The organism is Hydrogenophaga sp. PBL-H3 (genome assembly GCF_010104355.1).
In the GTDB taxonomy this organism is placed as follows: domain Bacteria; phylum Pseudomonadota; class Gammaproteobacteria; order Burkholderiales; family Burkholderiaceae_C; genus Hydrogenophaga.
The window spans coordinates 371994-396769 of record NZ_CP044972.1; the positions used below are offsets into that span (position 1 = coordinate 371994).

Here is a 24776-nt window from a genome sequence, read left to right on the forward strand (position 1 = left end):
CCAGCCGGGGTGTGGCGACGGACAGAACCTCAGGCCCGCGTGTCCAGCAAGGTGCCGAGCATGCGGTCTTCCGTCTGCACCGTGCGCAGGTTGGCGGCGAAGCTGTAGAGGCTGATGCGCTGCCCCACCAGATCGTCGGCCAGCCGGTCAAAAGGCTTCGACACCTCGGCCTCACGGCCGACCTGCGCGTCCACGCCGCCCGCGTCGGGCCGGGCGGTCTGGGCCGTCAGCTGGCGCCGGAACTCAGGCGTCTGCACGTTGGCCAGGTTGTGCGCGTGTGAGTCCAGCTTGAGTTGCGCGGCGCGCATGCCGCTCAGACCAATGGCGGAGGCCGAGCTGCCTGAGAGGGTGGAGATGGACATGGTGGACGGGGTGAAGGAGGGCGGATGGACGGCTATCTCCTCCGGTCTATCGGCTGGCGCGGCGGCAACTTGAGCCCATGGCCGACACAAGCGCCTCCCCTCTGCGAAAATCTCGCGCATGAACGCGACCAACACCACCGAACTCATGCACACCCTGGGCCAGCAGGCCAAGGCGGCCTCGGCGCTCATGGCCAAGGCCAGCGCGGCCACCAAACAGCGCGCCTTGCTCGGCCTGGCCGCCTTGCTGCGCGCCAATGTGCAGGCGCTGCAGCTCGACAACGCCAAGGACCTGGAGCGCGCCCGCGCCGCCGGTCTGGCCGAACCCCTGGTGGACCGCCTCAAGCTCACGCCCCGGGTCATCGAGACCTGCGCCCAGGGCTGCGAGCAGCTCGCCGCCATGCCCGAGATCATTGGCGACATCACCGGTCTGAAGCAGATGCCCAGCGGCATTCGCGTGGGGCAGATGCGCGTGCCCATCGGCGTCTTCGGCATGATCTACGAGAGCCGGCCCAACGTGACCATCGAAGCCGCGTCGCTGTCCATCAAGAGCGGCAACGCGGCCATCCTGCGCGGCGGCTCTGAGGCCATCGAGTCTAACCGCGCGTTGGCCGCGCTGGTGCAGCGCGCCATGGTGGACGCTGGCCTGCCGGCCGACGCGGTGCAGCTCGTGCCCACCACCGACCGCGCCGCCGTGGGCCAGCTCATCACCATGCCGCAGTACGTGGACGTGATCATTCCGCGCGGTGGCAAGGGCCTGATCGAGCGCATCAGCGCCGAAGCCAAGGTGCCCGTCATCAAGCACCTGGACGGCAACTGCCACACCTACGTGGACGACCCCTGCGACATCGCCATGGCCGTGACCGTGGCCGACAACGCCAAGACCCAGAAGTACAGCCCCTGCAATGCCACCGAGAGCTTGCTGGTGGCGCGCGCCGTGGCGGCCGATTTCCTGCCGAAAATCGGCGCCATCTACGCGGCCAAGGGCGTGGAGATGCGCTGCTGCCCGGAATCGAAGGCGATCCTGGCCACGGTGCCGGGCGCCCACCTGAAAGACGCGACCGAGGCCGACTGGTCCGAGGAATACCTCGCGCCGGTGATCAGCATCAAGCTGGTGGACGGCGTGGACGAGGCGATTGCCCACATCAACCACTACAGCAGCCACCACACCGACGCCATCCTCACCACCGACCACAGGCACGCCCAGCGTTTCCTGCGTGAGGTGGATTCGGCCAGCGTGATGGTGAATGCGAGCACCCGCTTCGCCGACGGTTTCGAGTTCGGCCTGGGCGCAGAAATCGGCATCTCCACCGACAAGTTCCACGCCCGCGGGCCGGTGGGTGTGGAGGGCTTGACCTCGCTGAAATACGTGGTGCTGGGCGAGGGCGAAGTGCGGGGCTGACCGACCGTCCATCAGCAGGAGGGTGGCCATGTGCCGCAACATCAAGACCCTGTTCAACTTCGAGCCGCCCGCGACCGAGCTGGAGATCCGGGACGCCGCGTTGCAGTTCGTGCGCAAGCTCAGCGGTTTCAACGTGCCCTCCCAAGCCAACGAAGCCGCGTTTGACCGCGCGGTGGAGCAGGTGGCGGGCTCCGCGCGCGAGCTGATCCAGTCGCTGCGCACGAGCGCTGAACCGCGTGATCGCGCGGTGGAAGCGGCCAAGGCCCGAGCCCGAACGGCCGCCCGTTTCGGCGCGGCTCGGTGACGGTGCCCATTGAAATGGGTGTCATCCGGCCCCATTACACTGACTACCCCCACCCGTTGCCGCCGCAGGCCTTTTCCTATGGTCCCCCACCTCGTCACCGCCCTGACTGGCCCCATCAACGAGCTTGAGCAGCGCATCCTCGAGTCCACTCCGGTGATCGAGCGCTGGTTCCGGCTGGAGTGGATGGAGCACACGCCGCCGTTCTACAGCTCGGTGGACGTGCGCAACGCCGGCTTCAAACTCGCGCCGGTGGACACCAACCTCTACCCCGGCGGCTGGAACCACCTCACGCCCGAGATGATTCCGCTGGCGGTGCAGGCGGCCATGGCCGCCATCGAGAAGATCTGCCCCGAGGCCAAGAACCTGCTGCTGATCCCCGAGAACACGCGCGACACCTTCTACCTGAGCAACCTGGCCCAGTTGCAGCGCATCTTCTACATGGCCGGGCTCAACGTGCGGCTGGGCTCCATGTCCAACGACATCAAGGCGCCCACCACCATCGAGCTGCCCGGTGGCGAGAAAGTGGTGCTGGAGCCGCTGATCCGCAGCAAGCGTCGCCTGGGCCTGAAGAATTTCGACCCCTGCACCATCCTGCTCAACAACGACCTGAGCGCGGGCGTGCCCGGCATCGTGGAAGACCTGCACGAGCAGTACCTGCTGCCACCGCTGCACGCGGGCTGGCCCACGCGGCGCAAGAGCCACCACTTCAAGGCGTATGAAGAGGTGTCCAAGCGCTTCGGCAAGCTGCTGGGCATGGACCACTGGCTCATCAATCCGATGTTCAACCAGTGCGGCCAGGTCGATTTCAACACCAACGCCGGCCTGGAATGCCTGCGCAGCAACAGCGACGCGCTGCTGGGCAAGATCCGCCGCAAGTACAAGGAATACGGCATCAACGAGAAGCCGTTCGTGGTGATCAAGGCCGACAACGGCACCGGCGGCATGGGCATCCTCACCGTGCGCGACGCCAAGGATCTCGACAACCTCTCGCCCAAAACCAAGGAGCGCATGGCCGTGGCCCAGGGCGGGCAGGCGGTGCACGAGGTCATCATCCAGGAAGGCGTGCTGACCAACGAGCGCATCAACAGCGCGGTGGCCGAGCCGGTGGTCTACATGATGGACCGCTACGTGGTGGGCGGCTTCTACCGCGTGCACGCCGACCGTGGCGTGGACGAGAACCTCAACGCCCCGGGCTCCAGCTACGTGCCGCTGGCCTTCGAGCAGAGCGCACAGCTGCCGCAGCCCGGCGTGAAGCCCGGCGCCAGCGTGCCCAACCGGTTCTACATGTACGGCGTGATCGGACGCCTGGCCATGCTGGCCGCCAGCTACGAGCTGGAAGCCACCGACCCGGACGCCGAAGTCTACGAGTGAGTTGTTGCATTGCAACATTGATCGTGGGGACTGTGGTTTAGACCGCTCACCCGGCAGACAAGGCGCTGCGGGCAGGCGCAAAATCGCGTTCCCAAGACAATGAACCCCGCGCCCACAGGCAGGGGTCGTTTCGTGTCAGCTTCCAAATCGTCTCTCACGGCGCTCACCCTGGGCGCCATCGGTGTGGTCTACGGCGATATCGGCACGAGCGTGCTGTACGCCGTCAAAGAGGTCTTCGGATCCGGCCACGTCCCGTTCACCCACGCCAACGTCTATGGCGTCCTGTCCATTCTGTTCTGGACGCTGACCGTCATCGTCTCGCTCAAGTACGTGGTGCTGGTGCTGCGCGCCGACAACCACGGCGAAGGCGGGCTGATCGCCATGCTGGCGCTGGCCTCCACCGCGGTGAAAGACCGGCCCGAGCTGCGCCAGACCCTGCTGGCCATCGGCATCTTCGGCACCGCGCTGTTTTATGGCGACGGTGTCATCACCCCGGCCATCTCGGTGCTCTCGGCGGTGGAGGGTCTGGAAGTCATTTCTCCCGCCTTCCGCCAGTACGTGGTGCCGATCACGCTGGTGGTGCTGTTTGCGCTGTTCGCGGTGCAAAAGCGCGGCACCGGCGGCATCGGCAAGTTCTTCGGCCCGATCACCGTGGTGTGGTTCCTCACCATCGCGGGCCTGGGCGTGGTGCAGATCCTGGACCACCCCGAAATATTGGCTGCGCTCAGCCCCCACCACGCGCTGCGTTTCATGTGGCAGCAGCCGGGCACCACCTTCATCATCCTGGGCGCCGTGGTGCTGTGCGTCACCGGTGCCGAAGCGCTTTACGCCGACCTCGGCCACTTCGGCAAGAAGCCGATCCGCCTGGCCTGGTTTCTGGTGGTCATGCCCTGCCTGACGCTGAACTACTTTGGCCAGGGCGCGCTGCTGCTGGCGCGGCCCGAGGCGGTGAAGAACCCGTTCTTCAACATGGCGCCCGACTGGGCCCTGCTGCCGCTGGTGCTGCTGGCCACCATGGCCACCGTGATTGCTTCGCAGGCCCTCATCACCGGCGCGTTCAGCGTGACCAAGCAGGCCATGCAACTCGGCTATCTGCCGCGCCTGCAGGTGCAGCACACCAGCGAGCACGACACCGGCCAGATCTACATGCCCTTCGTGAACTGGGGCCTGTTTGGCGCCATCGTGCTGGCGGTGGTGATGTTCAGGTCGTCCTCCAACCTGGCCGCTGCCTACGGCATCGCGGTCACGCTGGACATGCTGATCACCACCGTGCTCACGTTTTACGTGATCCGCTACGGCTGGAAATACCCGTTGTGGCTGTGCGTGGCCGCCACCGGCTTCTTCTTCGTCGTGGACCTGGCGTTCTTCACCTCCAACCTGCTCAAGCTGTTCGCGGGCGGCTGGTTCCCGCTGCTCATCGGCGGGCTGGTGTTCACGCTCATGATGACCTGGAAGCGCGGCCGTGGCCTCATGGGTGAGGCCCAGCAGGCCGAGGCGCTGGACCTGCCGAGCTTTCTGGAGGCGGTGTTCGTGAGCCCGCCGGTGCGTGTGGGTGGTACCGCGGTGTTCCTCACTGCCGAGACCGGCACCGTGCCCAATGCCATGCTGCACAACCTCAAGCACAACAAGGTGCTGCACGAGCAGAACCTGTTTGTGACCGTGCGCAGCCATGAGGTGCCCTGGATCGCGCCCGAGCAGCGGCTGCAGATCGAGCCGCTGGGCCACGACTGCTGGGCTGTGGTGCTGAACTACGGTTTCAAGAACGACCCCGATGTGCCCAAGGCGCTGCAGCTCATGCGCGGCCATGGCTGCTCGCTGGAACCCATGACGACCAGTTACTTTCTCTCGCGCGATGTGGTCACACCCACGCTGGGCAGCGGCATGGCGCCGTGGCGCGAGAAGCTGTTCGCGCAGATGCACCACAACGCCAGCGCGGCGGCGGAATTCCTGCACCTGCCGAGCAATGCGGTGATCGAGCTGGGTTCCAAGATCGAAATCTGAAGCTGTCCTGAACGCCCACCTTCCGTTCGGGCTGAGCTTGTCGATGCCCTCGCCAGCACCTTGGTAAATCCGTCGACCCCTTCGACAAGCTCAGGATGAACGGACCTCAGGGCGAACGGGCGCATGAGTCTTCTGGGCAAAATCGCCCGATGCCGTTCTTCAAAGACCTCAACCTATCCGCCGCCACCGCCGGCTTCGTCGCGGTGCTGGTGGGCTTCACCAGCTCGGTGGCCATCGTGTTTCAGGCGGCGCAGGCCTTTGGCGCCACCCCGGCGCAAATCACGTCGTGGATGTGGGCGCTCGGCCTGGGCATGGGCCTGTGTTCGGCCATCCCGTCGCTCGTCCTCAAGCAGCCGGTCATGGTCGCGTGGAGCACGCCTGGCGCAGCGGTGCTGGCCACGGCCGGTATGGCGGGCGGTTTCTCCATGGCCGAGGCCATCGGGGCCTTCATGGTGTGCGGCGCGCTCATCACGCTGGCGGGCGCCACCGGCTGGTTCGAACGCGTGATGAACAAGATACCGATGGCCCTGGCCTCGGCGCTGCTGGCGGGTGTGCTGGCGCGCTTCGGTCTTCAGGCCTTTGCCGCTGCGCAAACCGCGCTGGTGCTCGTGGTGCTGATGCTGCTGGCCTACCTGCTGGGCCGGCGGTTGGCGCCGCGCTACGCGGTGGTGATCACGTTGCTGGTGTCGGTGGCCTGTGTCGTGCTGCGCGGGCAGTTCAACGCCGGCTCGCTCACGCTGGAGCTGGCCCGCCCCGTGTTCACCGTGCCGGTGTTCACCCTGGCCGCCTTCACCAGCCTGGCGCTGCCGCTGTTCGTGGTCACGATGGCCTCGCAGAACCTGCCCGGCGTGGCCGCCATCCGCGCCGCCGGCTACAACATGCCGATCTCGAGAATCATCACGCTCACCGGCGTGGCCACGCTGCTGCTGGCGCCTTTCGGTGCTTTTGCGCTCAACCTCAGCGCCATCACCGCGGCCATCTGCATGGGCCCCGAGGCACACCCCGACCGCGACAAGCGCTACACCGCCGCCGTGGCCTGCGGCGCCATCTACGTGCTGATCGGTCTGTTCGGCGCGGCCGTCACCGGCCTCTTGATCGCCTTCCCGCGCGAACTGGTGCTGGCCATTGCCGGCATCGCGCTGCTGGGGAGCATCGGCGGTGGGCTGCATGCTGCCCTGAAGGACGACACGCACCGCGAAGCCGCACTCATCACGTTTCTCGTCACGCTCAGCGGCGTGGTGATTGCCGGCATCGGCTCGGCCTTTTGGGGTGTGGTGGCCGGCGCCCTCGCGCTGTTTGTGCAACAGTACGGCCTTCGTCCGAAAAGCAAGCCATGAACATCCTCTTTGTCGCCGACCCGCTGGTCACCTTCAAGACCTACAAAGACACCACCTTCGCCATGATGCGCGAGCTGCAGAAACGCGGCCACACGCTGGCCGCCTGCGAGCCGCAGCACCTGCAGTGGCAGACCGGACATCCGGTGACCGCGCTGGTGCGCCGCATCGAACTGACCGGCGCGACCGACGACTGGTACCGCGTGCTGCACCAGGGCCGCGAAGCCCTGCACAGCTTTGACGCCGTGCTCATGCGCAAGGACCCGCCGTTCGACAGCGAGTTTTTCTACGCCACACACTTGCTGGAGCAGGCCGAGCGCGAAGGTGCGAAGGTGTTCAACAGCCCACGCGCGCTGCGCGACCACCCGGAGAAGCTCGCGCTCATGGAGTTCGCCGAGTTCGCACCACCCACCCTGGTCACGCGCTCACCCGAAGCCATTCGCCACTTCCACGCCGAACACAAGGACATCATCCTCAAGCCGCTCGACGGCATGGGCGGCATGGGCATCTTCCGCGTCGGCCCCGACGGCATGAACCTGGGCTCCATCACCGAGACGCTCAACCAGGGCGGCGCCGTGAGCGTGATGGTGCAGGCCTACCTGCCCGCCATCGTGGACGGCGACAAGCGCCTGCTGCTGATCGGCGGAAAGGTGGCGCCCTTCGTGCTGGCGCGCATTCCGCAGGGCAGCGAGATCCGCGGCAACCTGGCCGCCGGTGGCAAAGGCGTGGCCCAGCCCCTGAGCGACACCGACCGTGCTGTCGCCGAGACCATCGCGCCTACATTGGCCGCGCGTGGCCTGCTGCTGGTGGGGCTCGACATGATTGGCGACAAGGTGACCGAGATCAACGTCACCAGCCCGACCTGCTTCCAGGAGATCCACCAGCAGACCGGGTTCGATGTGCCGGCGATGTTTGTGGATGCGCTGGAAGCGGCGATGGCATGAGCGACACAGACGACGCATCGGGCGCAGCGCCAGCGCAACCCAGAAATCCGCTGCACGGCTTGACGCTGGAGGCGATCGTCACCGCGCTCGCGGACCACTACGGCTGGGAAGAGCTTGGAGATCGCATTCCCGTGCGCTGCTTCAATGTCGACCCCAGCGTGGGTTCGAGCCTGCGCTTCCTGCGCAAGACGCCGTGGGCGCGCGAGAAGGTCGAAGGCCTGTACCTGTTCATGCTGCGCGAAGAGCGTCGCGCGGGCCGCGGCTGAGCGAACCCGGCCAGATTTCCCAAGGGTGGCGACCCTTCAACCCGTCATCACGGCGCACGCCGGCACGGGCATGCCGAAGGCGGTGCGAGCAGTGCAAGGTTTTGGGCCTTGGCGTTGACGCGATACCCACCAGAGAACCTCTCCCGCCCGCGCGCACAGGGGGCGTCTTTCCGGGTCTTGGATGGCCCGCGAAACGGTGAGGCAGGTGCCCTCCAATAAGAATATCTAAATGAAGCTTTGTCTATGTGGAAAAGCTTGTGGTATTCGTCAGGGCTATAACTGATACAGCTTTGAAGAGGCCCGGGATGTGGAGTGGGTCAACATAATCGCGCACTGAAGAAATCAGAGTCAAGCTGGCAGTTGGTGCCGATGACGGCGGTGGATGACTTCTACAAAACGCGGCGTGACGATTCCTCGTACGCACCTTGACACACAGACAATCGCAGCCCGTTGCACGGGCGCGAAACGGAGCACAAAAATGGCCTCTCCCAAACTGACCTGGAATATTGCCCTGGCGGGCGAATGCATGGCGGCCCGTCCTTTTTCGGTGCATGACGACGAGGAGTCGATGCGTGTGATCAACCTGCTGCGCGGCGCGGACCTGACCTACGCTCACCTCGAGATGAATCTGGCCCACAGCCGGGAGCTGGAGTACCCCAACCGTGGTGACTGGCTGGGCAGTTTCATGATGGCGGATCCCGCCGTGGCCCGCGACCTCAAATGGGCCGGCATCGACATCATGTCGGTGGCTCACAACCACAGCCTGGACTTTGGACCGGCAGGCATGTTGGCGACCAAAAAACACCTGCAGGAAGCCGGTGTCGAGGCGGCCGGAACGGGACTGGACCTGGAAGAAGCGCGGGAGCCTGCCTACCTGGAAACCCGCCATGGGCGCGTGGCACTGATCTCGACCACCTCTGGCAACAAACCCAATGAATGGGCCAGTCTGGGCAAAGGAGGCTACAAAGGCCGTCCTGGCATCAACCCGCTGCGCGCCAGCTTCAACTACGTGCTGACGAAAGAAGCGGCCGAACAGATGAAGGCGATCGCACGCGAACTGGATGTGCTGCGCCAGGCTGACGGCTCGACCATGGGCACCGGCCTCAAGGACAACGAGTTCAGCTTCCAGATGCCGGGCGACCAGTCCACCCGCGGCTCCAACGTTTTCACGGCGGGCGATCACTTCGAGATTCAGAGCCGCTGCCATCCGCGCGATCTGGCCGGCAATCTTCGCTCGATCGATGAAGCCAAAAAAATGGCTGACCTGGTGATCGTGGCGCACCACTACAACATCGCCGACGGCAAACGCCGCGAGAAAGTACCGACGTTCGTGCGCGAGTTTGCCCACGCGGCCATCGATGCCGGTGCGGACATTTACGTGGCGCATGGCTGGCACTGGACGCTGGGCATCGAGATCTACAAAGGCAAGCCCATCATCTACGGCACCGGCAACTTCTTTGCCCAATCCGAATTCATCCGTCGCGTGCCCTACGACAGCTACGAGAGCTGGGGCCACGACATGGATCGCCTGCCCACGCTCAACCCGGCCGACCATCCGTTGCATCCGGGCCTGGACACCCATAACGAAGCGTGGTGGACGTCGGCCTTGATGGGCCTTGAGATGAAGGATGGCCAGTTCGTGAGCATGACCTTGCACCCCGTGGAAATGGGTCGCACGGCCCGTGAAGGCACCATCACGCGCCAGACCGGGCAAGGGGATCACGCCTTGACCGACGGTCGTCCGCTGCTCGCAACGGGCGAGACCGCCGAGCGTGCGCTGGGTCGCATCCAGCGTCTGTCGAAGAACTTTGGCACGGAAGTGACCATCGAGAACGGTGTCGGTGTCATTCGCTTCTGAGACTGAAACAATCCTGAGTCAGGAGGACTTTCATGTCACAGAAGCTTGCGATGCAAGAGGTCCCGGGGGCGCTCGCCCTGGAGGTGACCGATCTTACGGTGGCATTCGAGAAGCAGGGACGCCGCGTGGAGGTGGTCTCCGGGGTCTCTTTTTCGATTGCTGCAGGCCGCACACTCGGCGTGGTGGGTGAGAGCGGTTGTGGCAAGACCATGACCTCACTGGCCGTCATGGGCCTCACGCCCGCCCACGGCCTGGTGTCGGGCTCCATCCGGTTGGCTGGTCAGGAAATGGTGGGTGCTCCCGAGCGGGTCTGGGAAGACAGCCGGGGCGCCCGGGCCGCCATGGTGTTCCAGGAGCCGATGAGCGCGCTCAACCCTGTCATGACCATCGGTCGCCAGATTGCCGAAGTGTTGGTCCGGCACCGACGCATGCGTTGGCGCGAGGCGCATGAACATGCGGTGGAGGCGCTGGCCTCGGTGGGCATTCCTTCGCCGGGCTTGCGAGCGAAGGACTATCCGCACCGGCTTTCTGGTGGCATGCGCCAGCGCGCGATGATCGCCATTGCGTTGGCGTGCCGGCCCGCCGTGCTGGTGGCGGACGAACCCACCACGGCGTTGGACGTGACGATCCAGGCACAGGTGCTCGACCTGATGGTCGAGATGCAGGAGCGCCTGGGCATGGCCATCCAGTTCATCAGCCACAACCTCGCGGTGATCTCCGAGATCGCCGACGAGATCGTGGTGATGTACGCCGGCAAGGTGGTGGAGAAGGCGCAGGCCGACGACCTATTCAACGCGCCCTTGCACCCCTATACCCGCGGCCTGATCGAAACGCTGCCCGATCCCCAGCGCCGCGTGGCTCGCCTGCCGGTGATTCCGGGTGCGGTGCCGAAACTGGATGTCGATTTCCAGGGGTGTCGATTCGCGGGACGGTGCAGGCTGGCCGACGATCACTGCCGCGCCGTGTCCCCCTCTCTGGAATTGCACGGAGCGGGCCACTGGGTGGCTTGCCACAAGGTGGACGTATGAGTGTTTTGCTGGATATCGATTCGATGTGCGTTCACTTCAAGGTGGGCGCCGGTTTGCTGCGGCCGGGGAAAACCCTGCGCGCGGTGGAGAAGGTGAGCCTGACGATCGGCGAGAACGAAACGCTGGCGCTGGTGGGGGAGAGCGGAAGCGGCAAGACCACGCTCGGTCGTGTCGTGGCCGGGCTTGAAAAGCCCACGCAAGGGCGGGTGCACTTCCGTGGCGAGCAGATCCGCTCGACGGGCAAGATCCAGATGGTCTTCCAGGACCCCTTTTCCGCGCTCGACCCGCGCATGCTGGTGGGCGACATCGTGGCCGAGCCCCTGCGCCTGCTGCGCGAGGGCACGGCGCAGGAACGGCGCGAACGCGTGCGGACCATGATCGATCAAGTCCGTTTGCCTGCCGATGCCGCCGACCGTTATCCGCATGAGTTCTCCGGCGGACAGCGTCAGCGCATCGCCATCGCACGCGCCCTGATCTCCAACCCGGAACTGATCGTGGCCGACGAGCCCCTCTCGGCGCTGGACGTCTCGATCCAGAGCCAGGTGCTCAACCTGATCATGGACCTCAAGGACAGCCGCAAGCTGGCCTTGCTGTTTGTCAGCCACGACCTCGCGGTGGTGCATCACATTGCCGACCGCGTGGCGGTGCTGTACCTGGGTCGTCTGGTCGAGATCGCCGGTCGCGACGAGCTGTTCTCCAGGCCCAGCCATCCCTACACCAGGGCGTTGCTCGATGCGGCTCCGCGCATCGGTGCGCGCCGCGTGCGCGGAGCGTCGACCTTGAAGGGAGAAATCCCCAGCCCCATCAACCCGCCATCGGGTTGCGTCTTCCACACCCGTTGCCCCAAGGCCACCGATATCTGTCGCAGCGTGGAGCCCGTGCTCGAAGCGTTGCCCGGGCGGTCTGGTCAATGGGCCGCTTGTCACTTCAAGGAGTAGTGCCATGAGCAGCTATAGCCTACGTCGCACCGCCCAGGCATTGCTTGTGGCCCTGATCATGTCGTTCGCCCTGTACAACATGATTTCGCTGCTACCCGGTGACCCGGTGGACCTGATGCTGGAGGGCAACCCTTCACTCACCCCTGAGCTCGTGGCGCAAATGCGCAAGCTCCACGGGGTCGATCAGCCCGTGCTCACGCGCTACTGGAGCTGGCTGAGCGGACTGGCCGCGGGGGATATGGGTTACTCCAACACCCACTTCAAGCCGGTCTCCGATGTGCTGACGCCCGCGTTGGTGCAGACCTCCAAGCTGATGATCCTGACCTTCGTCATCAGCGTGAGCGCGTCACTCGTGCTGGGCTGCATTGCCGCCATGAAACCCGGAGGGTGGGCCGACAACGTGATCAGCTTCGTGGCCTTTGCCTGCATTTCGTCACCGGCCTTCTGGGTCGCGCTCATCTTTCTCATGGTGTTCGCCGTCAAGCTGCAGTGGGTGCCGGCCACCGCCACGGCACTGGACCCGAGCATGGGGTTCATGCAGGAGCTGCGCTATTTGGTGCTGCCTGTGTTGACGCTCACGCTCTTCAGCATGGGTCAGTACATACGGTATGTGCGTGCTTCGATGATCGAAACTCTGAACGCCGATTTCATCCGCACCGCCCGAGCCAAGGGCCTGGGCAAATGGACGGTCATCAGCCGCCACGCCTTGCGCAATGCCTTGGTGCCGGTGGTCACGCTCATGGCGCTGAGTTTCGGCTCACTCATGTCGGGCGCGCTGGTGGTGGAGACCATGTTCGGCGTGCAGGGCATGGGCAAGGCGATCTACGACGCCGTCATGCACAAGGACTTCAACGTCGCCATGATCGGCGTGCTTTTTGCCACCCTCATCACCTTGTTTGCCAACCTGGTGGCGGACCTGGCCTACGGCTGGCTTGATCCGAGGATCTCACTCAAATGAACACAACCACCCTCTCTCCCGTGGGCCATGCCGCCCCGCGTTCGATCTGGGCGACCCGCTGGCAGGCGCTCATTCACCACAAACCCGCGGCGATTGCGCTGGTGGTGCTGCTACTGCTGACGGTGTTCTGCTTCAGCGCGCCGCTGTACGGTGCGCTCATGGGGATCGACCCCAACGCATCTGACCTGTTCGAGCGCTACAGCGAGCCTACCGCCAAACACGTGCTCGGTACCGACGAGATCGGCCGTGACGTGCTGTTGCGTCTCATGTACGGCGGACAGATCTCGCTCGCCGTCGGTGTTCTGGCCACACTGTTCGGTGCCGTGATCGGTGTGGCCATCGGCGTGCTCGCGGGTTTTGTGGGTGGCCGCACCGACGCCTTTCTCATGCGCGCGACCGACTGCATGATTGCGCTGCCCCTGGTGCCCTTGCTGGTGGTGATGGCCGCCATCGACCTGAGCAAGCTGGGTGTGCCGCACGACCTGGCGCAAAGCCCGATGGTGTCGTTCTGGCGCATCGTGATCATCATCTCGCTGGTGGACTGGACCACCATCGCGCGCGTCGTCAGGGCCGGAACGCTCACCGTGCGCGGGCAGGACTATGTGCTGTCGGCCCGCGTCAGCGGAGGCAGCGGTCTCTACAACATCCTCACGCACGTGCTGCCCAACGTGGCGACGCCCATCATCGTGGCGTCAACCCTCACGGTGAGCCGTGTCATCCTGCTGGAGTCGACGCTCAGTTTCCTGGGGGTCGGCGTGATGCCGCCCACACCCACGTGGGGCAACATGCTCAACAACGCCCAGGAGCTCGCCACCACGGCGCCCATGCTCGCCGTTTACCCCGGGTTGCTGATCTTCATGACCGTGATCGCGTTCAACTTTCTGGGCGACGGTCTGCGTGTGGCTTTCGATCCGCGCTCCGACCATTGATCGCAGGCACCTGCCCGCGCTTGAACCTAAAAAACGCGAAGGAGACAACGCAATGAAACCGACCCAAGGAGAAGCCTGATGGCATTGGTGGCCCACGCAGAGAAGGCACTGCTCAACCGTTACAGCCCGCATTCGAACGCTAATTCAAGAACGCAGTTCATTGGTGAAGACCGGCACCGGGTCGCGGGCCAACCTGATCCTGCGGCGCTCTTCCCGATCGCCTACCTGGTGGAGCAAGGTCCACACACCACGCTGCGGCCGCATTTCCACGTGGCCGACCAGTTCCAGGTGTTCGTCACCGGCGAGGGCCGGATCGGCGCCCGCCACGCCACCCCGGGCCTGGGGCATTTTGTCGGCCCTTACTCCGGCTATGGCCCCATCGTCGGTGGCGACGCCGGACTGGCGTACATGACCTTGCGCAACGCGTACGACGGTGGCGCCCAGTGGCTGCCCGAACACAGCGCCAGCCTGCGTGCCCAGGGAGTCGCGCGGCGCGAAGCCACGTTCATGGAAAGCCCGCCGACCCTGGCCGAACTGGCGGCTCTGGACGGTGTTGCCTTGGCGGCGCTCATGGAGCCGACCACAGACGGCATGGCCGCCTGGTCGTACAAGCTGCCCCCGAACGCGTCGGTGGTGGGTCCGGCGCCCGGTTCTGGTGGGGGGCAGTTCTGGCTGGTGATGGAAGGCCACATGGTGCATGCGCAAGAAGGCGCCATGCCCAAGCTGTCCTTGGCGTTTGTCTCGCCTGACGAGACCGCTTTCACCGCCCAGGCGGGCGCGAGCGGCCTGCATGTTTTCGTGTTGCAGTTTCCCGTGCGTGCTGCCTCGGCCGCCGCAGGCACCCCGGTGGCTTCGAGCGGGGCGACACGATCGTGAAACTGGCCATTCTGGACGACTACCTCGATGTGGCCCGCCGGCTCGTGGACTGGAGCGCGGTCGAGCGCCGGTGCGAGGTGGTCGTCGTGCACCGGAAACTCAGCGACGACGAGCTGGCGGTTGAACTGGCCGATGTGGACATCGTCTGCACCTTGCGAGAGCGAACGGCATTCCCCGCGTCGTTGCTCGCGCGTTTGCCACAACTCAAATACATCGCCGTCACGGGGATGCGCTACGACTGTGTGGACGTGGCGGCGGCCACTGAGCGCGGAGTCGTGGTCTCAAACTCGGAGGTGACCCGTGGGGGCGGTGGTGTGTCGGAACTGGCATGGGGTCTGGTGATCGCCGCCCTGCGCCACATGGCCCACGACGATGCCGTGATGCGCCGAGGCGGTTGGCAGACCCGGATGGGCACCACGCTGCGAGGCAAGACGCTCGGCATCCTGGGCCTGGGTCGAATCGGCGGCCGCATGGCCGTGTATGCCCAAGCCTTCGAGATGAACGTGCTGGCGTGGAGCCCCAACCTCACGCCCGAGCGGGCCGCAGTGGCCGGCGCGCAGGCCGTGTCGCTGGACGAGCTTCTGCAGAAAAGCGATGTGGTGACGGTTCACCTGCCGCTGGCCGAGCGCACACGAAACCTGATCGGTACGCGCGAGCTCGCGCTGATGCAACCGGACGCGGTGCTGGTGAACACCGCGCGGGCGGCCATCGTCAACGAAGTGGCGCTGATCGATGCGCTGCGCCATCGGCGCATCGGCGTGGCCGGGCTGGATGTGTTCGAGGTCGAGCCTCTGCCGGCCGACCATCCCTTTCGGAGCATGGACAACACCGTGCTCTCCCCGCACATGGGCTACTTCACCCGCGAGATGCTGACCGTGTATTACGAAGACGCGGTGCAAGCCGTGCTGTGCTTTCTCGATGGTCAGCCCATCCGGGTGGTCAACCCGGCGGTCGCGGCCCGGATGCCGGTGGCCTGAACATGGCCACCATCATTGGCGCGATCGCTTGCTCGCACACGCCCACCATCGGCTTTGCTCACGACAAGAACCAGAAGAACGACCCCGTGTGGGGCCCCATCTTCGAGGCCTTCCTTCCGGTGCGGGATTGGATCGAAGCGAAGAAACCCGATGTGATGTTCGTGATCTACAACGATCACGTCACCTCGTTCTTTTTTGACCACTACTCGGCGTTTGCGCTGGGCGTGGGTGAACAGTATCCCGTGGCCGACGAAGGCGGAGGTGCGCGCCCGTTGCCGCCCTTGTCGGGACATGCGGACCTGGCGCGCCACATCGGCGAGTCGCTGGTGACCGACGAGTTCGACATGTCCTTTTTCCAGCACAAAGCCCTGGATCATGGCTGCTTCTCGCCCATGTCCATGCTCTGTGCGCACGAGCCCGACTGGCCGGTCCGCATCGTGCCCTTGCAGGTGGGCGTGCTCCAGTCCCCCGTGCCTTCGGCGGCGCGCTGCTACAAGCTGGGGCAGGCATTGCGGCGGGCCATCGAGAGCTATCCGGAGGATTTGAAAGTGGCCATCGTCGCCACCGGCGGTCTGTCGCACCAGGTGCATGGTGAACGTGCTGGCTTCAACAACACCGCATGGGACGCGCGGTTCCTCGAACTGCTGGAACAGGACCCCGTGCGCTTGACCGAGATGACGCAAGCCGAGTACGCCGAGCGGGGTGGCATGGAGGGCGCCGAAGTCATCATGTGGCTGATCATGCGCGGGGCCTTGTCGGCCCAGATCCGCAAAGTCCACCAGCGTTATTACCTGCCGTCCATGACGGGCATTGCCACCGCCGTCTATGAGAACCTGGCGTCGCCCGCCGTTGCCGGGGAGCAGACCCGGCATCGCGCGCGCATGGCGGAGCCGCTCGACGGCGTCGAGCGGCTCGAAGGCACCTACCCCTTCAATCTGGAGCGAAGTGTCAAGACCTACCGATTGAATGCATTCCTGCGCGACATGCGGCGACCCGGGCACCGGCAGTCGTTTCTGGCGGACGAGGAGGCCAGCTACGCCCGCGCCGGCCTCGACGATCAGGAGAAAGACTTGCTGCGCCGTCGGGATTGGCGCGGACTGATTCACCACGGGGCCATCTTCTTCGGCCTGGAGAAACTCGGCGCGGTGCTGGGCATTTCCAACCTGCACATCTACGCGGCCATGCGCGGCCAATCGCTGGAGGACTTCATGAAGACGCGCAACGCGCCCGGTGCCCTGTATTCGGTGGCGGCGAGCGCCGCGGGCAAGAAGGACTGGGACTGACGGCGCCCCCTTGTCTTCTTCGGCTCAGGTGGCGGTGTCGCGGGTGGCGGGCGCCACCGAAGCACCCTGGATGCCGTGCTGGAACAGCGAGGCGGCCACGAAGTCCGACAACTTCATCTCCTCGACGAAACGGTGTAGGTAGTGGGCCGCCTGCGGGCCGCGGCCTTTCGGCAGACCCATAGCCTGCTGGATCACCATGAACCGGCCCGGCAACAGCCGCAAGCCGGGGTGGCGGGCCTGATCGTGCTCCAGCTGCTGCTTCACGCCAGCAGCCACATCCAGACCCTGGCGCACGAACTCGTCGACGACGGCGGGCGACGTGGGTGCCCGGACCACGTCGGCGTGCTTCAGTTCGCGTGAAAGAAACAGGTCGTAGGCGCTGCCCTTGCCCACGGCGACGCGCGTGCCCGACCGATCCACCTCGTCGTTGTGTTGAAGTTGGGCGTCTTCGCGAACCAGGTAGCAGCCCTCGATCAGCACGTAGGGCGCCGTGAACGCAATGCTTTCACCGCGCAAAGGGTCGATGGCGAAGAAGCCGACATCGGCCTGGCCGTTCGAGACCGCTTCTACCGATTTGCCCGCCGCATCGAACACGATCAGCTCAAGCTCGACCCCCAGCCGCTGGGCAAGGCCCATGGCCAGGTCGATGGACACACCGACCGGTCGTCCCGTGGCGGGGCCCTTGTTGGCCAGGATCGGATTGCCGAGGTTGATGGACGCCCGCAGAGGGCCTGTGGGTGCGAACGCTTGCCGGATGTGGGTCGGTGCAGTCATGGAAGAAGGGGTGTCATGGGTGGGTGGGAGATGTGCACATGGCGAGGTCATCAGTCACCCCGCATCTGTGCACCGTCTTCATGCTTCAGTCGCCGGAATCCCAGGACGCACAGCGTGGTGAGGCTGCCGATGGCGAAGAAGACGAATGAAAAGTCACTGGCCTGCAACGCCGCCGAGGGGCCGCCGCGCAACCGACTGGCGAGCGCCAGCAAGGTGGAGCCGACGACCACACCGAAGGTCATCGACAACTGGTGCACCATGGTCGCCGCGGTGGTGGCGTGGCTGGCCTGTTCGCGCGGAATGTCGCTGTACCCCAGGCTGTTCAGCGCCACCATGGCCGTGGCGTTGCACAGCCCACCCAGCAACATCACACCGAACATCACTTCCTGTGGTGTGCGGGCCGTGAACAGGCCGTAGCCCACGTAGCACACGCTGGACGCCAGCGTGGCCGCGATGAGCATGGCGCGAAATCCGAAGCGGTGCAGCATCCACGAGACCGTCGTTCGGCTGGACAGCGATCCGATGGCCCCGGCAAAGGTGAGCAGGCCCGATTGCACAGGTGACAGACCGAAGCCGACCTGCATCAGCAAGGGCAGCAGGAAGGGCGCGGCGCCGATGGCGATTCGCAGGGGCACGGCGCCCACGATGGCGGTGCGGTAGGTGAAGTGCCCGAAGACCCTCAGATCGATCAAGGGGTGAGGTGCCCGGGAGCTGTGCCGGCGGTAGGACCACAGCGCCCACAACCCCAGCGCGATGACCGCCATCGTGGCGGCGGGCGACAGCAAGCCCTTGCCGCCCAGCTCGAGTCCCGATATCACCGCCAGGAGGCCCGAAGACAGCATGGCGAAGCCCATGGCATCGAAGGGCACACGCGGGTGTCGGTCCGGCCCGCTGGCATCCTCGGGGAGCATCCGCCAGGCCAGGAAGACGCCCAGCATTCCCAGCGGAAGCTGGATGATGAAAATCCATCGCCAGGACACGAGCGTGACAATGACGCCGCCCACCAGCGGGCCGGCCAGGCGGGCGACGGTGCCCGGCACCGTGAACCACACCATGGCGCGGATCATCTCCAGCGGCTTCACGTTTTGCAGCAGGATGAGGCGTCCCACCGGCACCATCATTGCCCCGCCCATGCCTTGCAACAGGCGGCAGGCCACCAGTTCAGGGAGGTCGCGAGCGAGTCCGCACAACATCGAGCCCAGGGTGAAGATGCCGATGGCCAAGCAAAAGAGGCGCTTCGGGCCGAAGCGTTCGGCGAGCCAGCCGCTCACGGGCAGGAACAACGCAAGACTGAGCAGGTAGCCGGTGATGGCCAGGTTCAGATGCAGGACGGGCACGTCCAGCGAGCGCGCCATCGATGGCAGCGCGGTGGCCAGCACGGTCGAGTCCAGGTTCTGCAGGAACATCGGCCAGGCCACCACCAGCGGGAGCCAGCGGGCCGAGTTCAAACCACCCCCACGAAACCAGCCGCGCGCGTGCGTGCGTGCGCTGACCTCGTGCCCTGCGTCGAAACGTCGCTCACGCGGGGTCGGACTTCATTTCCGCCGCCATTCCTCTGCCCAGTTGGTGGGCTGGTCGAAGCGCGAGACGTCCATGCCGGAGAAGTCGTTGGGCGCCACCCACGCGGTGGCGTAGAAGTACATCGGCAGGATGGGCAGCTCGTCGGCGGCGATGCGTTGGATCTTGGCCCAGGCGGCTTTGGCGGCCGCGGGTTGGAGCGCGGCTTCTGCTTCGATGACGGCGGCGTCCATGGCGACACTCGAGTAGCCCGAGAAGTTGTTGCCGGTCCACTCGTTCTGGTCGGTGGGAATGCTGTCGGTGCCCAGGAACAGCGCCGGCGAGGTCGATGGCGGGAACTGGATCGAAGACAGACTCATGCCGTTGAACTGGCGTTTGCGCATCTCTTCCCCATTGAACACGGCGATCGGTGCCTGCTTGACAGACAGGTTGATGCAGATGGCCTTGAGCTGGTTCTGCATCACCTGCGCGATTTGCAGGCGGGTCTGGTTGCCGGCCGTGGTGACCAGGTCGAACGCCATCTTCTGGCCAGTGCTGTTGACGCAGATGCCGTCCGGACCAGGTTTCCAGCCCGCTTCGGCCATGAGTGCGCGGGCACGGGCCAGGTCGTGGGTGTACTTCGGCACGTCGGTGCTGTGGTTCACGCTGGTCGGTACGACGATGCTGTTGGCCACGGGTTGGAGCTTCTCGAACAAACGGGCGCTGATGGCCTCGCGGTCGATGGCGAAGGCAATGGCCTTGCGCACCCGCACGTCGGCCAGCAGCGGGTTCTTGAGCTGGAACGCCACCCGCTCGAGGTTGTAGCCAGGGCCAACGGGGAAGCTGAAGCGGCTGGCGTTTTCCTTGCGCAGCGTCAGCATCTGGGTGAAGCTGATGCCGCCGGGGCTCACCGGCACCGCATCCAGGTCGCCGGAGAGCAGGTTCTGCACCAGTGCCGTGGCGCTGCTTCTGTAGCTGAGCACGACCTTGGGAATATGAACCTGGTCGGGCCAATGCTTGTTGGCCACCAGCGTCACCTGGGCACCCAGTTGCATGGAGGACACCACGTAGGCGCCGTTCCACAGGCCGGGGTTGGTGGAGTCGCGGTTGTACAGACTCTGCTTGGCGTATTCATCGGGCGTCTTGAACTTCTCGTAGATCGGCCCTTCCAGGTGCGCGGGCAGCACGTGGTCCCAGCTGTCGTACCCCACAGCCACCTTGGGAAGATGCATCACCACGGTCTTGGCGTCGACAACATCGACCTTGGTGGCGCGCGTCCAGGCGTTGTAGTTCGAGAACCCCACGTTGCTGTCGTTGGCCATCTTCCATGTGAAGGCGATGTCTTTGGAACTGACCGGCGTGCCATCGCCCCATTTGACGTCGGGCCTGAGCTTGAGCGTGACCTGCATGCCCTTCTTGCCCCCAGGCAAGTCCACGATCTTGGCCATGCCGCTTTCAAGGGTGGGCTTGACCGTGCAGAGAATGCACACGCTCTGGCCCGACGGATCGAAGGCGGTGATGGGTCGCTGGATGAATCCCATCAGGAAAAGCTTGGTGTTGTTGACCTGAATGAGCGGGTGGGTGTTGGGTACGAACTGCAACTGGCCCACGACCAGCTGGCCCGTGTTCTGCGCCTGCAATGCGGTGGGCACCACGGCGAACACGGTGGTCGCGGCAGCAATGGCGGCACAGCGGCGTGACTTGAAAATCGATGGCATTTTGTCTCCTGCAAGGTTCTTGTGAATGCGCCTCAGGGCGCTTGTTTTTTTCGTCTGTGCGGTCTTTGGGTGACTGCACTCCCGCTGGCGATTATGTTGTCGGGCTGGCTGCAGGTACCTCGAATGAAGCTGTATCAGTTATAGTTAAAAGGAATAATAGGATCCGAGACATGGACATCAAGCAGCTGCGGTATTTCTCGACCATTGCCCAGGTTGGCAGCTTCAGCCGGGCCGCCACGGTGTTGCGAGTGACACAGCCGTCTCTCAGCAAACAGATCAGCCTCCTGGAAGAGGCCCTCGGCAGGCGCTTGTTCGTGAGAAACGGGCGCGGTGTTTCGCCGACGGAGGCCGGCACGCGCCTTCAGCGACATGCCCGCCGCATCCTGGACCAACTCGCAGAAGCCGAAGCGGATGTCAGGGCGACCGGGGCCGGGCGCTTCGCCATTGGACTGCCTTACACCTTGGCCGCCACCGTCGCCACGGAGCTGCTCTCCCGATTGAGAAAAATGGAACCCAGCGCGGATCTCGCCGTGATTCAAGGCCGATCCGCGTTCCTGATCGACAGCTTGTGCACAGGGGCCATCGATGTGGCGATCACCTACACGCCACCCTCGACCCCGCTCGTGGAGACGACGCCGCTGATCACCGAAGAGTTGTTCCTCATGGCCTCCCAGAAAAACGCGAAGGCATTGGCGAAGAAGAGCCCCATCACCCTGGCCGATCTGTGCGATTTCCCCTTGATCGCACCGAGCCGACCCAACGCGATCAGGGCCACGTTCGAAGAGGCGCTTCGACGGGCCAAGAAGGTGCCCAAAGTCGTGATGGAAATCGACAACATTGAAACCATCATCGAGCTTGTCGCCAAGGGCGAAGGCTTTGCGGTGCTGTCGAATCTGTCGCGCAACCTCTCTCCCCACAAGCAGGACGTGGTGCCCCTGCCCATCGCTTCGCCGGGTCTGAAAAACGAGATCTGCATGGCCGTTTCAACACGCGGTTCGTTGTCCCAGGCCAATGGCCGCCTGGTGACGTTGACTGGCGAGATCGGGCGCGAACTGCTGTTGGAGGCGGCGCACCGCCGAACACCATGAACGGTTGCCTTGGTTGAGCGTCTGTTCGCGCATGGGTGTTCGATGCGGGAGTGCTTTGCCGGCGATGGCGTCTTGACGCGACGCCACAGCCTCCAGACGGAGGCCCGCGCAGAGCTCCTCGGGTTTCATGCGCTGAAGTTCGAGTGGTGCGCACGCCCCGCTTTCGCGCAGAGTGACCTGTCTTCCCCCGATTTTTGTGTGCACGGCATGTCCCGGAAATCCCGGGAGTCCCGAGTTCATTCAGTCCGGAGGGGTGTGATAGTCGTTGATTGAATAACTGATACAGCCTGCCGGACGGTTATTGGCGAGTGCATCGTCAACATAATTCGCCCGCCGCAAGGTCCCGGAGCCAAGCGCTCAGGCACCGGAGGCTCGTTCATTCAATCCATTCCTGAGGAGACACCCCCACTATGAAAAAAACACTGGTCAGTCTTGGCGCCTTGGCAGCCGTGGCGACGACGGGCGCAGCCTTTGCACAATCCACCGTCACCTTGTCGGGCATCATCGACAACGGCCTGCAAAAAACCAGTTCGGGTCAAGCGCTGAAGATGACCCCCAGCCGCAGCGGCACCAGCAACTGGACGCTGAGCGGTTCCGAAGACCTGGGCGGTGGACTCAAGGCCGTGTTCCAGGTCTCCACGTCCTTCAACAGCGATGACGGCACCACGCCCGCCGCCAACGTATTGGGCAACAACGGCATGTTCGTCGGCCTCACGGGTGACTTCGGCACCGTGCGCGCGGGTCGACCTTCACACATTCTTTGGAGCAATGTGCTGTCGGCCAATGGCACCAAGGGCGTCTCCGGCTACGAAGCCTCCACCGCTCTCAACGTCCCACAGAACTATGGCGTGTTCCAGGCCAATGCCGTGCAGTACCTTTCACCAGCCATCGGGGGTCTTCGCGCGCAACTCGAATGGGTCCCATCCGAATCCGATGCCGCCGCCAAGAACGATGGCTACGGCATTGCACTGCGTTACGACGCTGGCCCGGTGAGCGCTTCGTTCGTGAACTACCGCGCTCCCAAAATCGGTACGCCCAAGGGGGAGCCTGTGAATCAGCTGGGGGTGGCATACGACTTCGGCGTTGCCAAGGCGTTCTTCACTTACCGGGACCAGTCTGGCTTGGCCTCCACGCTCGACAACGCATGGGTGCTGGGCGTCAACGCTCCATTGGGCGCTGGTCTGGCCTACGCTCAGTACGGTGTCAGCGACCGGGTCGGCGATGACGCCCGCCGCGTGAGCGTGGGCTACCGGTACTACATGAGCAAGCGCACCACGTTCTACGTCAATGCGGGTCGGGCCAATGCCGCCGCCAATGTGGATGCCGCGGGCAAGGCGACCACGGGCTACGGCTTCGGCATGCAGCACAACTTCTGATGGCGGCCTGACACAACCAACGTCTCCTCGCCATTCACAAGCCGCAGGCCTGCCCGCGGCTTGTGCGAACGATTTCGTGACGGTGGTGAGAGCGTCATCAACGAAAGATGGATGCAGCGATGAAGTCAAGCGGGATGCCACCCACCCGATTCAAGGCGACAGTACACCGTGTGCTGGAGATTGCGAAAGGCATTCGCTCCTACGAGTTGACGCCATGCGAGGTCGACACGTTTCCTGCTGCCACAGCAGGGGCGCATATTGATCTGCACCTGACGCCGACGCTCACCCGCTCCTATTCATTGTGTGGAAGACCGGGGGAGACCCTCGCGTACCAAGTTGCCGTGGCTTTGGATCCGCACGGTTCGGGCGGCTCCAGATACCTCTTTGACGAGGTCGTTCCCGGTCGGTTGCTGGAGATCTCGACAACGACCAACCACTTCTCCTTCTGCGACGATGCTCCGTTCTCGGTGTTCGTTGCTGGCGGCATTGGCATCACGCCCTTGTGGTCCATGATTCAGGGCTTGAAGGGTCGCTCGGCGCGATGGATCCTGTACTACGCTGCGCGCAGCAAGATCCACGCTGCGTTTCTCGATGAGATCGAGTCCTTTGCTCAAGAGCATGGGGGCACCATGGTCTTGAGTTTTGGCGACGATCCAGCGCGAGAAAGGTGGGACTTCCAGCAGGTCGTGGATCGAGCGCCGCTTGCCGCGCATTTCTACTGCTGTGGTCCCAAACGAATGATCGACGCCTTTGTTGCTTCGACCTCAGCCCTGCCGCCCGAGAGGGTGCACGTCGAATACTTCGAGGGCATTGCTGACAAGGGCGGTGACAAGGCGTTCACCGTCGAACTGGCCAAGTCTGGCAAGTGCCTGATCGTGTTGCCGGGAGAAACCATCCTGGAAGTCGTTGAGGCGGCCGGAATCTGTGTGGCGCATTCCTGCCGAGAGGGCGTGTGTGGCGCGTGCGAAGTGCGTGTGCTGTCGGGCACCCCGGACCACAAGGATCTGGTCTTGTCTGTGGAAGAAAAGGCGAAGAACCAAAGCATGATGATTTGCTGCTCCGGCTCGGCATCCCATCATCTTGTTCTTGATCTCTAGCAATCCGCCCAGCCTGGTTCCCAGGCGGGCGCCGCCGAACATCTGTCGGCCCGCAACGTGCGCGTTCAGTGCGCGCTGGTTTTCGAGAACACGTTGAGCACCACCACCCCGGCGATGATCAGGCCCATGCCGATCAGGCCGGGCAGGTCAATGCGCTGGCCGTACGCCAGCCAGGCCGCCGCCGTGATCAGCACAATGCCCAGACCCGACCAGACCGCGTAAGCAATGCCCACCGGCATGCTCTTGAGCACCACCGAGAGGCAGTAGAACGCCAGCCCGTAACCCAGCACGACCACCACCGACGGCCACAGCCGCGTGAAGCTCTCGCTGGCCTTGAGGGCCGTGGTGCCGATCACTTCGGCCACGATGGCAAGTCCGAGGATCAGCCAGGCGTTCAT

General features: G+C 64.5%; 23 protein-coding genes. 18 read left to right on the plus strand and 5 right to left on the minus strand.

Annotation, left to right across the window (positions count from 1 at the left end):
• Nucleotides 1–29: 29 nt before the first annotated feature.
• Nucleotides 30–362 carry a flagellar basal body rod protein gene (locus tag F9Z44_RS01775; protein WP_159603041.1) on the minus strand — a complete coding sequence of 111 codons (333 nt, stop codon included), beginning with the start codon at nucleotides 360–362 and terminating at the stop codon, nucleotides 30–32.
• 118 nt (nucleotides 363–480) lie between these two features.
• On the opposite strand from F9Z44_RS01775, the gene F9Z44_RS01780 reads away from it, so the two are divergent.
• The 15 genes from F9Z44_RS01780 to F9Z44_RS01850 all read left to right on the plus strand — a co-directional run bounded on the left by F9Z44_RS01780 (nucleotide 481) and on the right by F9Z44_RS01850 (nucleotide 16828).
• Nucleotides 481–1761, plus strand: a complete 1281-nt coding sequence (locus F9Z44_RS01780; protein WP_159603043.1) for a glutamate-5-semialdehyde dehydrogenase — start codon at nucleotides 481–483, stop codon at nucleotides 1759–1761.
• Between the two features lie 28 nt (nucleotides 1762–1789).
• A complete protein-coding gene (locus tag F9Z44_RS01785) occupies nucleotides 1790–2065 on the plus strand; it encodes a DUF2277 domain-containing protein (protein WP_159603045.1) in 276 nt (91 codons plus the stop codon).
• A gap of 78 nt (nucleotides 2066–2143) precedes the next feature.
• Nucleotides 2144–3436, plus strand: coding sequence for a glutamate--cysteine ligase (gene gshA / locus F9Z44_RS01790; RefSeq protein WP_159603047.1), 1293 nt, complete (start codon nucleotides 2144–2146; stop codon nucleotides 3434–3436).
• Nucleotides 3437–3568: 132 nt separating this feature from the next.
• Complete coding sequence (locus tag F9Z44_RS01795) at nucleotides 3569–5437, plus strand: potassium transporter Kup (RefSeq protein ID WP_159603049.1); 1869 nt, start codon at nucleotides 3569–3571, stop codon at nucleotides 5435–5437.
• Between the two features lie 149 nt (nucleotides 5438–5586).
• Nucleotides 5587–6774 carry a benzoate/H(+) symporter BenE family transporter gene (locus tag F9Z44_RS01800; protein ID WP_159603051.1) on the plus strand — a complete coding sequence of 396 codons (1188 nt, stop codon included), beginning with the start codon at nucleotides 5587–5589 and terminating at the stop codon, nucleotides 6772–6774.
• Nucleotides 6771–7715, plus strand: coding sequence for a glutathione synthase (gene gshB, locus F9Z44_RS01805; protein ID WP_159603053.1), 945 nt, complete (start codon nucleotides 6771–6773; stop codon nucleotides 7713–7715). The genes F9Z44_RS01800 and gshB overlap by 4 nt, the downstream gene beginning before the upstream one ends.
• Entirely contained in the window at nucleotides 7712–7981 is a 270-nt protein-coding gene (locus tag F9Z44_RS01810) for a VF530 family DNA-binding protein (protein ID WP_159603055.1), read from the plus strand. Before gshB ends, F9Z44_RS01810 begins: the two co-directional genes overlap by 4 nt.
• A 478-nt stretch (nucleotides 7982–8459) precedes the next feature.
• Complete coding sequence (locus tag F9Z44_RS01815; protein ID WP_159603057.1) at nucleotides 8460–9839, plus strand: CapA family protein; 1380 nt, start codon at nucleotides 8460–8462, stop codon at nucleotides 9837–9839.
• Nucleotides 9840–9871: 32 nt separating this feature from the next.
• Entirely contained in the window at nucleotides 9872–10867 is a 996-nt protein-coding gene (locus F9Z44_RS01820; protein ID WP_159603059.1) for an ABC transporter ATP-binding protein, read from the plus strand.
• Complete coding sequence (locus F9Z44_RS01825) at nucleotides 10864–11805, plus strand: ABC transporter ATP-binding protein (protein WP_159603061.1); 942 nt, start codon at nucleotides 10864–10866, stop codon at nucleotides 11803–11805. Before F9Z44_RS01820 ends, F9Z44_RS01825 begins: the two co-directional genes overlap by 4 nt.
• Nucleotides 11806–11809: 4 nt before the next feature.
• On the plus strand, nucleotides 11810–12763 hold the full coding sequence (locus F9Z44_RS01830) for an ABC transporter permease (protein ID WP_159603063.1): 954 nt from the start codon (nucleotides 11810–11812) through the stop codon (nucleotides 12761–12763).
• Nucleotides 12760–13692 carry an ABC transporter permease gene (locus tag F9Z44_RS01835; RefSeq protein WP_159603065.1) on the plus strand — a complete coding sequence of 311 codons (933 nt, stop codon included), beginning with the start codon at nucleotides 12760–12762 and terminating at the stop codon, nucleotides 13690–13692. Before F9Z44_RS01830 ends, F9Z44_RS01835 begins: the two co-directional genes overlap by 4 nt.
• A 78-nt stretch (nucleotides 13693–13770) precedes the next feature.
• Nucleotides 13771–14568 (plus strand): hypothetical protein, encoded by a 798-nt coding sequence (locus F9Z44_RS01840; protein WP_159603067.1) that lies wholly within the window; start codon nucleotides 13771–13773, stop codon nucleotides 14566–14568.
• Nucleotides 14565–15545, plus strand: a complete 981-nt coding sequence (locus tag F9Z44_RS01845) for a D-2-hydroxyacid dehydrogenase family protein (protein WP_201449995.1) — start codon at nucleotides 14565–14567, stop codon at nucleotides 15543–15545. Before F9Z44_RS01840 ends, F9Z44_RS01845 begins: the two co-directional genes overlap by 4 nt.
• A 2-nt stretch (nucleotides 15546–15547) precedes the next feature.
• Nucleotides 15548–16828, plus strand: a complete 1281-nt coding sequence (locus tag F9Z44_RS01850) for a gallate dioxygenase (RefSeq protein WP_159603069.1) — start codon at nucleotides 15548–15550, stop codon at nucleotides 16826–16828.
• A gap of 24 nt (nucleotides 16829–16852) precedes the next feature.
• Here F9Z44_RS01850 and F9Z44_RS01855 read toward each other — a convergent pair whose 3' ends face one another.
• The 3 genes from F9Z44_RS01855 to F9Z44_RS01865 form a co-directional block, all read right to left on the minus strand.
• Nucleotides 16853–17602: an ABC transporter substrate-binding protein gene (locus F9Z44_RS01855; RefSeq protein WP_159603071.1), complete on the minus strand. Its 750-nt coding sequence runs from the start codon at nucleotides 17600–17602 to the stop codon at nucleotides 16853–16855.
• 50 nt (nucleotides 17603–17652) lie between these two features.
• Nucleotides 17653–19050: an MFS transporter gene (locus F9Z44_RS01860; protein ID WP_236574227.1), complete on the minus strand. Its 1398-nt coding sequence runs from the start codon at nucleotides 19048–19050 to the stop codon at nucleotides 17653–17655.
• A gap of 87 nt (nucleotides 19051–19137) precedes the next feature.
• The gene (locus tag F9Z44_RS01865) at nucleotides 19138–20817 is read right to left on the minus strand and encodes a peptide ABC transporter substrate-binding protein (RefSeq protein WP_159603073.1); all 1680 of its coding nucleotides are present in this window, start codon (nucleotides 20815–20817) and stop codon (nucleotides 19138–19140) included.
• Between the two features lie 170 nt (nucleotides 20818–20987).
• Here F9Z44_RS01865 and F9Z44_RS01870 point away from each other — a divergent pair, with 170 nt between their 5' ends.
• The 3 genes from F9Z44_RS01870 (at nucleotide 20988) to F9Z44_RS01880 (ending at nucleotide 24378) form a co-directional block, all read left to right on the plus strand.
• Nucleotides 20988–21905: a LysR family transcriptional regulator gene (locus F9Z44_RS01870; RefSeq protein ID WP_159603075.1), complete on the plus strand. Its 918-nt coding sequence runs from the start codon at nucleotides 20988–20990 to the stop codon at nucleotides 21903–21905.
• A 410-nt stretch (nucleotides 21906–22315) separates the two neighbouring features.
• Nucleotides 22316–23281 (plus strand): porin, encoded by a 966-nt coding sequence (locus F9Z44_RS01875; protein ID WP_159603077.1) that lies wholly within the window; start codon nucleotides 22316–22318, stop codon nucleotides 23279–23281.
• A gap of 107 nt (nucleotides 23282–23388) precedes the next feature.
• Entirely contained in the window at nucleotides 23389–24378 is a 990-nt protein-coding gene (locus tag F9Z44_RS01880) for a PDR/VanB family oxidoreductase (RefSeq protein ID WP_159603079.1), read from the plus strand.
• A 65-nt stretch (nucleotides 24379–24443) separates the two neighbouring features.
• On the opposite strand, the gene F9Z44_RS01885 is transcribed toward F9Z44_RS01880, so the two are convergent.
• Nucleotides 24444–24776, minus strand: a complete 333-nt coding sequence (locus F9Z44_RS01885) for an SMR family transporter (RefSeq protein ID WP_159603081.1) — start codon at nucleotides 24774–24776, stop codon at nucleotides 24444–24446.

Excerpts from the sequence above, each read along its gene's own strand:
- F9Z44_RS01775 (WP_159603041.1), bottom strand. The coding sequence starts at position 362 with ATGTCCATCTCCACCCTCTCAGGCAGCTCGGCCTCCGCCATTGGTCTG.
- F9Z44_RS01780 (WP_159603043.1), top strand. The coding sequence starts at position 481 with ATGAACGCGACCAACACCACCGAACTCATGCACACCCTGGGCCAGCAG.
- F9Z44_RS01785 (WP_159603045.1), top strand. The coding sequence starts at position 1,790 with ATGTGCCGCAACATCAAGACCCTGTTCAACTTCGAGCCGCCCGCGACC.
- gshA (WP_159603047.1), top strand. The coding sequence starts at position 2,144 with ATGGTCCCCCACCTCGTCACCGCCCTGACTGGCCCCATCAACGAGCTT.
- F9Z44_RS01800 (WP_159603051.1), top strand. The coding sequence starts at position 5,587 with ATGCCGTTCTTCAAAGACCTCAACCTATCCGCCGCCACCGCCGGCTTC.
- gshB (WP_159603053.1), top strand. The coding sequence starts at position 6,771 with ATGAACATCCTCTTTGTCGCCGACCCGCTGGTCACCTTCAAGACCTAC.
- F9Z44_RS01810 (WP_159603055.1), top strand. The coding sequence starts at position 7,712 with ATGAGCGACACAGACGACGCATCGGGCGCAGCGCCAGCGCAACCCAGA.
- F9Z44_RS01815 (WP_159603057.1), top strand. The coding sequence starts at position 8,460 with ATGGCCTCTCCCAAACTGACCTGGAATATTGCCCTGGCGGGCGAATGC.
- F9Z44_RS01820 (WP_159603059.1), top strand. The coding sequence starts at position 9,872 with ATGTCACAGAAGCTTGCGATGCAAGAGGTCCCGGGGGCGCTCGCCCTG.
- F9Z44_RS01825 (WP_159603061.1), top strand. The coding sequence starts at position 10,864 with ATGAGTGTTTTGCTGGATATCGATTCGATGTGCGTTCACTTCAAGGTG.
- F9Z44_RS01830 (WP_159603063.1), top strand. The coding sequence starts at position 11,810 with ATGAGCAGCTATAGCCTACGTCGCACCGCCCAGGCATTGCTTGTGGCC.
- F9Z44_RS01835 (WP_159603065.1), top strand. The coding sequence starts at position 12,760 with ATGAACACAACCACCCTCTCTCCCGTGGGCCATGCCGCCCCGCGTTCG.
- F9Z44_RS01840 (WP_159603067.1), top strand. The coding sequence starts at position 13,771 with ATGGCATTGGTGGCCCACGCAGAGAAGGCACTGCTCAACCGTTACAGC.
- F9Z44_RS01850 (WP_159603069.1), top strand. The coding sequence starts at position 15,548 with ATGGCCACCATCATTGGCGCGATCGCTTGCTCGCACACGCCCACCATC.
- F9Z44_RS01855 (WP_159603071.1), bottom strand. The coding sequence starts at position 17,602 with ATGACTGCACCGACCCACATCCGGCAAGCGTTCGCACCCACAGGCCCT.
- F9Z44_RS01865 (WP_159603073.1), bottom strand. The coding sequence starts at position 20,817 with ATGCCATCGATTTTCAAGTCACGCCGCTGTGCCGCCATTGCTGCCGCG.
- F9Z44_RS01870 (WP_159603075.1), top strand. The coding sequence starts at position 20,988 with ATGGACATCAAGCAGCTGCGGTATTTCTCGACCATTGCCCAGGTTGGC.
- F9Z44_RS01875 (WP_159603077.1), top strand. The coding sequence starts at position 22,316 with ATGAAAAAAACACTGGTCAGTCTTGGCGCCTTGGCAGCCGTGGCGACG.
- F9Z44_RS01880 (WP_159603079.1), top strand. The coding sequence starts at position 23,389 with ATGGATGCAGCGATGAAGTCAAGCGGGATGCCACCCACCCGATTCAAG.
- F9Z44_RS01885 (WP_159603081.1), bottom strand. The coding sequence starts at position 24,776 with ATGAACGCCTGGCTGATCCTCGGACTTGCCATCGTGGCCGAAGTGATC.